The organism is Alienimonas sp. DA493 (genome assembly GCF_043951915.1).
GTDB lineage: Bacteria > Planctomycetota > Planctomycetia > Planctomycetales > Planctomycetaceae > Alienimonas.
Genome location: NZ_JBINJD010000053.1, coordinates 18,553 through 30,060, shown reverse-complemented (window position 1 = coordinate 30,060; position 11,508 = coordinate 18,553). Strand labels below are relative to the sequence as shown.

The window sequence follows — 11,508 nt, the reverse complement described above, 5'->3', positions numbered from 1 at the left end:
CGCGGCGGGCGCCGTAGAGCAGCGTCCCGCCGATCGCGAGGACCAGGGCCCCCACGGTCTGCACCAGCCAGTCGTCGGTCTTCGGCCCGGTGACGAACTCGAAACTCCGGATATGGACGAGCGGCCAGACGCCCGTCGCCACGTAATAAAGCCCTTGGCCGACCAGCAGTCGGCGTGCCCAGCGGCTCATCTGCGCGTCTCCGGTCGATCGAGGGTTGGCGTCTGTTGTTCCGAGCTGCGGGAGAATGGCGGCGGTCCCGCGGCCCCACGGACCCGCTCGTCATCGGCGGGCGTCGCCCGGTCCGCAACGGGGGGCGTCACGCCCCGGCGCGCCTCCGGCGCCCCCCGCGTCGGAGCGATCGGTCGCCGGCGAGGACCTCGCCGATCCCGGTCGGCTCAGGATAACGCGAGACGGCCGGGGCGGGCCCGTTGCTGTTCCAGGTCAGCTCCTGCCCGCCGACGTCGCGAACCGGGACCGGCAGATCCAACGTTTCGAGCCGCGTCGCACGCGCCTCCCGAGCCTCCCGGAATTAAAGGTTGGTCTCAAGACTGGCCTGGTCCGGCGACGGGTCGAAGCGAAATGCCAAGAGTGCCCCGAGGATTAAACCGACTCGGTTTCGGCACATCAGCCTGCGGCGCTTGGAGCCACTCATCGCCCTTGAGGGAAGAGTGCCGCGGCCGGTGTGGGTTGATGGCGTTAATCAATTGATCGCGTTGATCAGTCGAAAACAGACCCGCGGCCAGTCGGGGCGAGCGCGGTGCTGAGCGAACTTCCGCTCCGATTCGGCGGAGCCTCGGCAGGGGCCGAACGACTTCGTCTTGGAATTACAATCGGACGGAAACCCAGTGAGCCGCTCCGCTGCCGGGAGCCGTCATTCAGCGGACGACGGCGCCGGGCCGTTGCGGAAACTCTCCGCGAGTTCGGGGCGGCCGAGGCGGTCGTACAGGTCCGCGACTTCGGCCCGGACCTCGGGGGAGCGCGTCAGGCCGCGTTCCATCGCCCGCTCGTATTCGAGCAGGGCGTCCTCGGGGCGGTCGAGCGCCGCGAGGATCACCCCGCGGGTGTGGCGGACCTGCGGGTGGTTCGGCGCGGCGGCGACGGCGGCGTCGGCTACAGCGAGGGCCCGCTCGAGGTCCGGGTCGTCCTGCTGGGAGAGGAGGTAGGCGAGGTTGTTCGCGGCCTCGGCGAGCTTCGGGTCCAGTTGGTGGGCGCGTTCGAAATGGAAGAACGCCTTCTCCCGGTCGTCCGCCTGCAGGGCGTTCAGACCGAGGGCGAAGTGCACCCCCGCCGGGGCTTCGCCGGAGGCCAGCATGCGTTCCAAAAGTTGCCGCGCGTCCTCAACGGTGGGGGCGGCGACGTCTCGGTCGAACTGCGCCGCGGCCGTGGCGGCGAACGTCGCCAGCCGCTCCAGCGCCGGACCGAAGCCGGCGTCGTACTTTAGGGCCCGCTCCAGCAGGAGGAGGCGCCGGCCCAGCCGCCCGTCGCGGGCGGCGACGGACCGGTCGTATTCGCCGACGTGCACCGCGGCGAGCAACCGGTCGACGTTCCCGTCCGGGTGCAGCGACCGGCCCGCGGCAAGGGTCGACACCGCGTCGTCGAACCGGCCGTTGCGGACCAGGGCGTCCGCCAGACGGAGGCGGGCGTCCCGGTCCAGCGGGTTGCGGTTGAGCCGGTTTTGAAGCACCGGCGTCGCGGCCTCGGCGGCCCGCGCGGCGTCCTCGGGCCGACCGAGGCCGACGTAGAGCCGCATCAGGTCCGGCCAGATCTCGGGTCGTTCCGCCGCCAACCGCTCCAACAGCGGGGCCGCCGCCGCGGGGGCCCCGGCTTTAATCAGCAGCGACGCGGCGTCGCCCGCCACTCTGTCGTCGTCCGGCGCCGCCTCCAGGGCCGCGGTGAGATGCCTGAGAGCCTGCCGGCGTCTCGCCTCCCGGCTCGGCGCGGCCGTGTTTGATTCGGCGGTTTGCGGCTCCTCGTCGTCGGTTTCTCCGGCGTCCGGTTCTTCGAGCAGCTTGTGCGCGAAGAGCAGGTGGGCGGGGGCGTAGCCGGGGTCGTCCGGGCCGCCGAGCAGGCCGGTGAGCAGTTCCAACGCCTCCGCGTCGCGGCCGGCCGCGGACAACGCCGCGGCCAGCTGCAGGCGATCCCTCTCGCCGTTCTGGCCGAGTTCGCCGAGGCGCCGGCGGAGGAGCACGACGGCGTCCGCGTCGCCCTCGGCGGCGGCTTCCCGGGCCGCAATCTCGTATTCCCGCGCCAGCCCGGATCGCTGGTGGTGGCCGACGAACGCGAACGTGACCAGGCCGACCCCCGCCGCAGCCGCTGGAAACGCCCCGGCGACGCGGCCCCAGGACCGCCCGCCGTCCTCCGCCGGCTGGCCCCAGAACCTCCGCGGCCACTGACGGGCGGTGCGAACCCACTCCACCGGGGCGCCGGCGGCGCCCCGCAGACTCCGGCCGAGCCGGACCCGCCACGGCGGCGCGGAGAAGTCGTCGGCGTCGCCGAGCAGGTCGGGGCGGCGGCGGAACAGTCCCATGACGTCAGGCGGAAATCAGGCGGAGGGTTCGCGGTCGCGGGCGTCCCGCCCGGCGGCGTGCGAGGGGTCGGCGTGCGGCAGGGCGGCGAGCCGCCCCCGCATCTCGTGGAAGAGGTCGCGCACGGCGTTCACCTCCTCCTCGGACAGCGGCCGGTAGGTCGGGGCGTACGTCTGCACCTGGTAACCGGGCTCGCGGCCCTTCAGTCCCCGCGAACCGGCCGGGAGCAGGTCCCGGAGCGTTTCGTACCGGTCCGTCATCATCATGCGGGCGGCCGGGTCGGGGCCGAGGTTCTTGTCGTCGTCCATCGCGTAGGAGGTGAAGAACACCACGCCCCGCCGCCCGAGCGGCTGTTCCAGATCCAACCGAGTGTAGACGTCCCCCGCCGATCCGTCCTCGCCCGCGTCCGACCGGGTGACGCGGTCGACCGCGTCGGTGCAGTTCCACCCGCTGTGCGTGTAACAAATTTGGAGGTCGTGCCAGCCGTCGGCGAACGGGCCGTCCATCGAGACCTCCGCCCTCAAGTTGCCGCGGCGGTAGCTCCAGACCGAGGAGTACGCCCCGTCGATGTGCCCGCTGTCGCGGGTGACGTTGCGGAACCCGACGCGCCGCCAGCCGTTCCAGGTTTCGGGCAGGGAGTCTTCGAAGGCCGGCTTCAGCCTGTCTGGGGCGTCGACGGCGGCGACCGCCCGATCGTCCACCCCTCGCGTGAAACCCCACCCCGCCGTGACGAGCAGCAGGACCGCGAGCGTTCCCCAAACCGCCGGCCGGGGCAGGACGGTCCGCGGGAACCAGCCGGCGGCGGGCTCCGCGGCCGCCTCGGTCGCGTCCGGGTCGTCCGCGGCGACGTCCGCCCGGGGCGGGACGATCAGGGCTAGCAGCGTGTCCGTGCTCAGCGTCAGTCCCAGTGCGAGGGCGAACGTGAGTGCCCCCAGGACGTCGTGCCCGATCCCCTCGGCGACCGGCAGGCCGTACCCGGCGGACAGTTCCACCGCGGCGGTGACCCGGACGGCGTTCGCCGCCACGGCCCAGACGATCGCCGCCGGGAGGAGGATCAGCCACCGCGGCCAGCCCCGCCGCGCCCACGCCAGTCCCAGCGCCGTCACCGCCAGCAGGGCGTAGAGGCTGTTCACGCCGCTGCAGGCCTCTTCCACGAAATAGCTGCGGCCGGGCAGTTCGACCGTCACCCCGGCCGGGAGATGCCGCCGTCCCAGCAGATCGAGGGCGGAGCTGGCGAGGCCCGTGGCGCCCCGCTGAAGCCGCAGGACGAGGACTTCGTCCAGGTCGAAGGGCGGGGGCAGGGTGGTCCAGATCGCGGCCCACGCCGGCAGGACCGGCCGGAGGACCGCCCGCCCGCCGAGGGAGTAGATCGTTGCCGGGACCGCCAGGAACGCCGCGATCAGCGTGAGCCAGGGCGAATACAGCCACACCGCCCCGACGCTGGGCAGGAGGGCCGCCGTCCAGAGCAGCAGTTCGGGCACGGGACGCGGCGTCGTCGAGACCGCGACCTCCCGGCCCGCCTCGCGTTCCAGCCGTCGCAGTTCCCGGTCCTCGCGCAGCCGATACCACCCGATCGCCGCCGCGGCCGCCCAGATGATCGGGGCGTGTCCGAACCGCGGGCTCTCCCACAACCGGGCGACGGTGTCGACCAGCAGCGGCCCGAACGCGATCGCCGCCGCCCCCGCCGCAGCCAGCGGCAACCACCGCCGCACGTCCGCGGATCGTTCGGGCTGATTCGTCCCCCCGGGCGAGGACTCGGCCGTTCCGGCGGGGGAAGAAGAAACGGTGACGGAGGACAACGGTCGGGGGAGCCTGGCGTCAGGTTCGGGGGGAGCCCCATATTCCAGTGCCGCGACCCGCCGGCAACCTCTTAGACGACAAAGATCGCCGGGGAGACGTCCCCGCATCAATCGAACCGATCACGACGTTGAAAAACGGGGCGGGGCGGCCTCGCGTCCTCCCACGGTCGCCCCGGACTGTTCAGGGGTTGCGGCGTCCGCCGCCGCGGTACAGGCGACCGCTTTTGAATGTCGCCTCCGCTACGTTACGAGCCCCCCCAGGCCGGCGACGCCCTGACAGGACACTGTTTGAGGTGACGAAGACCGCGGCCGACGGCCGCCCGGGCATTCTCCCCCTGTGAAAACCGGTGCGACCCCGGCAAGTAGGCGATTGTGCGCAGTTCCGGTCGTAGGTACTCTGAGCCTGCCCTGCCTGCCAAGACCTCCCAGACGTTAGATCCCAATGCCTCCGCTTTCTAATCGTCGATCTCGGACGCTCGCGGCTCTCGCCGCGGCTTGCGTTCTGAGCGGACTCTCCTCCGATAACGCCGTCGCTCAGAGTCTGCTCCTCGATTCGGAGCCTCTGGCGCCTGAAGCCTCGGAGCCTCTAAATGCTGATGTCGGAGGTCTCGCCGCGGAGGAGGAACTTCCCCCGCTGCTGCGGACCGTCGACGGCGACCCGGCGACAGTCCGGCTGATCCGGAACGGTCGCGTGGTCGCCGCCGGATCGCTCGGCCCGGCGGGCGGGATGGAATCGGGGGCGTTGCCGCCGGGCGTCTATTCCATCGTGGGACAATCCGACGGCGGGATCGCGTTGTCCGCCTACAAGATTGTCGAAGGGGAAGTCGTTCCCGACAGCCCCGGCCCGCTGCCGCTGGTCGCGCCGGCGTCCGACTGGGCGTTGGCCCGGACGATTCTCGCCCGGCGGTTCCCCGTCGCGACGCCGGTCCCCGGCGCGAACGTCGTGCCGGATGGCGTCCCCGCCGGCGTCGTGCCCCCGCCGAGCCCCGCGGCGATGCCGGCCCCGCTAGCGGTGCGGCCGACTGATGCGGACCCCGTGACGACGACTCGGCAAGTTGCGAGCGTGCGTCCCGGAGACCTCGGCCGCATCGACCAGTACGACGCGACCGGCACGCTGCAGCCGGTCCCCTTCGCGGACATTTACCTGATCCGCTCCGGCGAGTTGGTCGCCACGCTGAAGGCTGACGCGGACGGACAGTTCAGGCTGCCGCTCACGTTGCAGCCCGGCGTTCATACGGTGGTCTCGATCGGGACTCCGGAGAACAGTTCCGAGCCCGGCGCGAGCGTGACAGGGCTGAACGTGGCCGCGAGCGTCGATGAGAACGCGGTGATCAACGAGCAGGGGGACGAAGAAGAAGCCGTCGCCATGCGACCGGTCGTGTTCCGGCGGGTCGTGAAACAAGGGCCGGCGTTCTCCGTCACGCAGGCTCCCGGATCGGACGTGGTTCTGGCGCTTGGCGAAGGTCCGGAGCCGGGGCCGCCCGGCTTTATCCCGCCCGGACCGGGCTTCCCGGGCGGCGGCGGCTTCGGAGGCGGCGCCGGGGGCGTCGGCGGCGGGGGGGCCGGAGTGGGGGGCGGCGGCCTGCTGATCCCCGCATTGATCGGCGCCGGGATCGGCGCCGCGCTCGCCGACGATGACGACGACGATGACGACGATCCGCCCGGCTTCAACCGGCGGAACCCGCGGGCCCAGTCTCCGCAGGGCCCCCCGTTCACCCCGCCGGGGCCCCCGCCGGTCGTGCCGCCCGCCGGCCCGTAAACCACTGCGACCGGTGACTGACGAACCGCGGGACGGAGACCCGCCCGAGACGTCTCGAACGCCCGGCCGAAAAATCGGCCGGGCGTTCGTCGCACGTGCCGACGAGGCGGCCCGACGTCGGGCTGCGGCGCGTCGCCGCGCGGCTCAACCGTCCGTCAAGGAAAGCGCGCCTCCCGCCCCGAGGCCTCCCCAACCGCCGGCGTGGCTCGACGAACTCGCGCCGCCGGATCTGGCGACGGCCGGTGCCGCCGTGGCCGTCGTCGCGGCCGTGATGACGGCGCCCTGGTTCTTTAACTCGGCCGCGTCCGTTCAGTTGAGCGTCGCGTCGGCGGGGCTGGCGCTCGCGGCGGGCGGGCTCACGATGTGGTTCGGGGCCAGTCGGATCCCCGCCGCTCTCTGGCCGCTGGCCGGCGCGCTCCTGTTGGGAGCGTCGCAGGCCGCGTCCCCCGTATTCGGGGACGACTTGGAGACCGCGACGGGCGAGCTGGCTCCCCATCTGATACCCGTCTCCGTGGCCCGGTCGGAGACGCGGGAGATGCTCGCCCTGATCACGCTGGCCGTCCTCACGTTTCTGCTCGCCGCGCGGGCGGGAGGGCACGGGGCGGGCCGTCGGGTGGTCTGGTGGGGCCTCGCGGGGACGGTCGCCGCCTTCGCGATCGCCGGGCTCGTCGGCCGGTTGGGATTGTCGACGGAATACGGGCTCACTTCTACCGGCGAAGAGATCGCGGGTCTCACCGGACCGTTCTTCGCCGGGATGAACCGGAGCCACGCGGCGGAACTACTGAATCTCGGCCTCGCGGCGGTCCTCGGTCTGCTCGCCGGCGGCGGCGGGCGGGGGGCGGCGGCGGCCTGCGGGGCCGTGATCGCCGCGGGCCTCGTCGTGGCCGGCAGCCGGGCCGGGCTGGCCGCCGTCCCGGTCGGTCTGTTGCTGGCCGGCCTCGCGTCGGTATTCCTCAGTCGTCGCAACACGGAGGACGATGAGGCAGGGCGGACCGCGGCGCCGTTTGATCTGAAAAACGCTGGTTGGGTCGTCGCCGCGGGCGTCGTCACTGTGGTCGTAGGGACGACGGTCTCGCTGTGGCACTTCGACGTCGAAGACACGACGCTCGATCGACTAGAGCAGTCGCGGAACAGCACGTTTGAGGAGCAGATCGCCGGCCGCTGGGCGCACTGGGAGGACGCGTTCGGCGTCGTCGAGGATCTGCCCCTCTTCGGCTCAGGCTTCGGGACGCACGGGTATGCGACCCGTCCCTATCAGGCAGAGTCTACCGACAAGTGGTTCACGCACGCAGATAACCAGTACGTTGAAACGCTCGTCGAGGGCGGGGCGGCGGGACTCGCGCTGCTGGCGGCGACGGCCGCCTGCCTGCTTTGGGGCGTCCGCCGGGCCGGCCGGGCCGGGGCCGCGGACGCGGTGATCGTCGCCGCCTACGCCGCCGGGGCGATCGCGGTGCACGGGACGTTCGACTACGGCATCACCCGGCCGCCGGTTCTGCTGGCGGCGGCGGCGCTGCTGGGAGCCGCCTGCGGGGCCGGCGTTCCCTCCGGATCCCGCGGGGGTCTCGGCCGCTTCGGAGCGGCGGCGTTTGTGTTGACGCTCGCCGCCGCGGGCGGGTGGGCGGCGCGGGAGCACTGGCTCGCGGCTCCGGCGGCTCCGCACCGGGGATTGGACTCAGTCGACGGCGACGCGGCCGCGTGGCCCGAACTCGCCGTCGGCCCTGAGATCGACCGGTTGACCGAAGCGGTCGAACGCCGACCGGACGACGTGGAAGCGCGGTTCGCCCTGGGACGGCTGCTGATGCGCCGCTACCGCGACGAGACGGCCGCGGCCCTGCGGGCGGCGCCCGCCGCCGCCGGGATGTCGGACCGGGCCATCGCCCGCCTCGCCGACCCGGGTTTCGGGGCGTTCGCGGCGCTGGGGCCGAACGGCGCTGCACAACTCGCCGAGATGCGGGCCGACCCCCTCGTGCGTCGGACGCTGGCCCCGGCGTTCGAGCACCTGTCCGCGGCCCGGGCCGCCTGCCCGTTCCTGCCCCGGCTGGACTACCATCTCGCCCGCATCGCCTGGGCGGCCCCCGAAGAGGACCCGACCGGTCGCCGGTTCCTGGCAGCGCTGCACCGTAATAATTCAATGGATGTGGAGGCCCAAGGCGCCGCCGCGTACCGGGCGGAGCGACTCGGGCTTCAGGATCTCGCTGACGCATGCTGGCGGGCCGTTCTCGAAGGGGATCCGGATCGGATTACGGCCGTCGTGGCCGCGGTGTCGGACGCCGGAGCGCTGGATGAGGCGGAACGCTCCCGCCTCCGGACGTGGCTGCCCTCGGACCCGGCGGCGCGAGCCGCCGCCGCGACGGCGATCGCTCCGAAACGTCCGGACTTGGCCGAGGCGATCGCCAAGCGTGTTCTGATGAGCGACGCCGCCCCGCGGGATCGCGCTGCCGCTCTGCGACTGACCGGCGACGCGGCCGGGGCGGTGGCGGCGATGCGAACCCACCTCGCGGCGGCGGCGCGGGATCTGGAGGCGCGGAGAACCCTCATCGGCTGGCTGATCGACGACGGCGAACTTGACGCCGCGGCTGAGCAACTGGCGCTCCTGGTTGCGGTGTCCCCCCGGGACCGCGATGCGCGAAGGCTCGCCGACCGCCTCGACCGGGCGCGTCGCGAGGCGTTGAAGCACGGCCTCCCGTGACGGGCGGCGCGTCGCCTTTTCGCCACATGGCGCTCGGAAAGGCTTAGATCGGGAAACCTACCTGGGGAAGCCTCCGCGATCCGCAAATCCCCGGCGCCGGCGACGGGCAGCGTCTTGAAGACGCAAGACCCGGATCCCTACAGTGGGCGACCTGCAAACCGTACGAACGTTGACTGTGCGGCCCCCGACGATTGCGGAACCGTTGCCGCTCACGCGTCTTTGATTTTCCCGAGGCCGCCCGTGTCCCGTATCGCCGAACTTGCTCCTTCAAACGGCATCGGCGGGCCGTCGCACGACTCCCGCACGGCGAACGCGGTTTCCCACGGGGCCGGACTTCCGCCGCACCTGGCTGCGTTGGCCCACGGCTCCGCCGGCCCGTCCATCAGCCGCCTGCTGCGTCGGAAGTGGTACCTGCTCGTGTTGGGGCTGGCCGCCGGATTAGGCGCCGGATACTACTACTTTACAAAGCAGGAGCCGGTTTATTGGTCGACCGCCGAGATCACGGTCTCTTATCGGGAACCGAGCCTCCCGGGCGAGGACGGCGGGAACGGTCGGGCCCCGTCTTCGCAGGACGTGCTCGGCGATTATCTCCACCGCATCCAGACCCCGCCGCTCATCGAGCGGGCCGTCGAGGAGCAAAACCTGGCCGACCTGCCCCGCTTCCGCGGCGGCGGTTCGCCGGTTTGGACGATCTTGGAGAACCTGAGCGGCCAGCAGATCCAAGGAACCCGCGTCATCAAACTGGAGTACCTCGGCAAGAGTCCGGAAGAAACGAAGGCGGTTCTGGACGCCGTGGTGAAGACGTTCGTCGATAGTGTGCGGGAAGAGGAGCAGTCCGTCTCCCAAGAGGCCATCGAACTGATCACGAAGGCCAACGACGAAGTCCGCGGCGAGTTGGAGGAGGCCGAAGCCGCCTATCGCGAGTTCCAGCGGACCTCGCCGCTCACCCGCGGCGAGGACGGAACCCCCCTCAACCCGTTCGTCGCCGACCTCCGTCAGATCGACGCTTCGGAGGACGAATTGCGGTTGGAACTGACGCATCTGACGGGGGAGATCGAAGCGATCCGCACCGCGTTGGCCGCGGGGGGGCGCCGGGAGGCCCTGGCGCAGATGGCCGCCATGCGGCGCCGCGACGCCGCCGAGGGGGAAGCGTCGCCGGAGGCGGCGCAGCTGACGTTCGAGGAGCAGAACCTGGAACTGATGCTCCAACTGGAGGAGGCCCGGGAGCGGTTCGGCGAGAACTACCCGGAGCGGAAGCGCCTGGAGAGCCGTTATGCGGCCGTCAAGAAGCTGATGGCCGAGCGGGCCGGCCTGAGCGACTCCGAAGGCTCGTCGAAGTCCTTCCTGGACCTGTTCGTCGACGCCCGCCAGGAACGGGCGGAGGTGTTGAAAGTCCAGATCGCGAAACTGAACGAGCAGTACGCCCTCACTGAAAAGAAAGCCGAAGCCCTGCGGGACGCGGAGCTGACCGACCGGGAACTCCGCGACGAGGTGGCCCGGCACGCGGCGATGCACGCGGCGCTGGTGGACAAGATCGCGCAGCTGGACCTGACTAAGGAAGCCGAGCGGGTCCGGGTGGCGTCGCTGGTGCCGGCCCGGCCCGGCGTCCTGACCTCGGTGGAGTTGATCCGCAGTCTCGCGGTGGGCGGGACGATGGGATTGGCGGTCGCGTTCGGGCTGGCGTACCTGCTGGAGCAGGGAGATCGCAGCTTTAAGAGTCCCGAAGAACTGCGGGCGGAGTTCGGCCTGCCGCTGCTCGGTCACGTTCCGGCGATCCCCGCGAAAGTCCTGCGTCGCACGAAAGAGGGCGGCCGGCTGGACCCGTCCCTGCTCACCGTGCACCGCCCCCAAAGCCGGCTGGCGGAGTCGTTCCGATCCGTGCGAGCCAGTTTGGCGTTCGCGTCCCGTTCCGGGGTCAAGGTGATTCAGGTCACGAGCGGCGACCCGGGCGACGGCAAGAGCACGCTGGCGGCGAACCTGGCCGTATCGCTGGGCCGCAGCGGGAAATCCACCCTCCTGGTCGACGTCGACCTCCGCCGTCCCCGCGTCGCCGGACTGTTCGGCCTGCCGAAGGAGGGGGTGTGCGTGACGGACGTGATCGCGGACCCGGACAAGCTCGCCGATGCGATCGTGGAGAGCGGGGTGCCTGGTCTGTCGCTGCTGCCCTGCCTTCGCAAACCGACTCACCCGGCGGAACTGCTCTCCTCGCAGGCGTTCGAAGACTTCGTGGGGGTGCTGCGCCAGAAGTTCGACTTCGTGGTGTTGGACAGCCCCCCGGTGTTGGCGGTGTCGGACCCCGCGGCCGTCGCCCCCGCGGCCGACGGCGTCGTCCTCGTGACTCGGCTGTCGAAGCGAACCCGCCGCAAGGTGCGGGAGAGCCTCGACATGCTGGACCGGACCGGGGCGAAGGTCCTCGGGTTGGTCGTCAACGCCGTCGAACCCGGCGGCGAGTACGTCCGCGAAGTCGAGAGCGGCTACTACGGCGGATACGGCTACGGGTACGGCTACGGAGCCTCGAATGGCGGCTACTACTCCAGCGAGAAGGCGCCCGCGCTCGAAGAGCCGGCCGTCGCTACGTCGTCCACCGTCAACGGCCACCGGACCGCGGTCTGACCCGGGGGAGGCACGGGCGTCGGCGTAGAGCGAGAAGGCGGCGGGCCGTCCCGCGAAGGCCGGCCGTCTCCCCTCGGTCGCGGGCGGCGAGGCGCCGAACCTCCTTCCTCTGCGCCGGCGAA

5 protein-coding genes and 1 pseudogene are annotated in these 11,508 nt (G+C 71.6%); 3 read left to right on the top strand and 3 right to left on the bottom strand.

Annotation, left to right across the window (positions count from 1 at the left end; genetic code table 11):
* From ACG2DA_RS10260 to xrtU, 3 genes and pseudogenes are all read right to left on the bottom strand, one after another.
* Positions 1-190, bottom strand: a pseudogene (locus tag ACG2DA_RS10260) (hypothetical protein); the annotation flags it as partial.
* A gap of 682 nt (positions 191-872) precedes the next feature.
* Positions 873-2,528, bottom strand: coding sequence for a tetratricopeptide repeat protein (locus tag ACG2DA_RS10255; RefSeq protein WP_395255515.1), 1,656 nt, complete (start codon positions 2,526-2,528; stop codon positions 873-875).
* A gap of 15 nt (positions 2,529-2,543) precedes the next feature.
* Positions 2,544-4,238, bottom strand: a complete 1,695-nt coding sequence (gene xrtU / locus ACG2DA_RS10250; protein WP_395255514.1) for an exosortase U — start codon at positions 4,236-4,238, stop codon at positions 2,544-2,546.
* A gap of 778 nt (positions 4,239-5,016) precedes the next feature.
* Between xrtU and ACG2DA_RS10245 the strand changes: the two genes are divergently transcribed.
* The 3 genes from ACG2DA_RS10245 to ACG2DA_RS10235 all read left to right on the top strand — a co-directional run bounded on the left by ACG2DA_RS10245 (position 5,017) and on the right by ACG2DA_RS10235 (position 11,386).
* On the top strand, positions 5,017-6,084 hold the full coding sequence (locus tag ACG2DA_RS10245; RefSeq protein WP_395255513.1) for a hypothetical protein: 1,068 nt from the start codon (positions 5,017-5,019) through the stop codon (positions 6,082-6,084).
* Positions 6,085-6,334: 250 nt separating this feature from the next.
* The gene (locus tag ACG2DA_RS10240; protein ID WP_395255512.1) at positions 6,335-8,773 is read left to right on the top strand and encodes an O-antigen ligase family protein; all 2,439 of its coding nucleotides are present in this window, start codon (positions 6,335-6,337) and stop codon (positions 8,771-8,773) included.
* A gap of 240 nt (positions 8,774-9,013) precedes the next feature.
* Complete coding sequence (locus tag ACG2DA_RS10235; protein ID WP_395255511.1) at positions 9,014-11,386, top strand: GumC family protein; 2,373 nt, start codon at positions 9,014-9,016, stop codon at positions 11,384-11,386.
* The last annotated feature ends 122 nt before the right edge of the window (positions 11,387-11,508 follow it).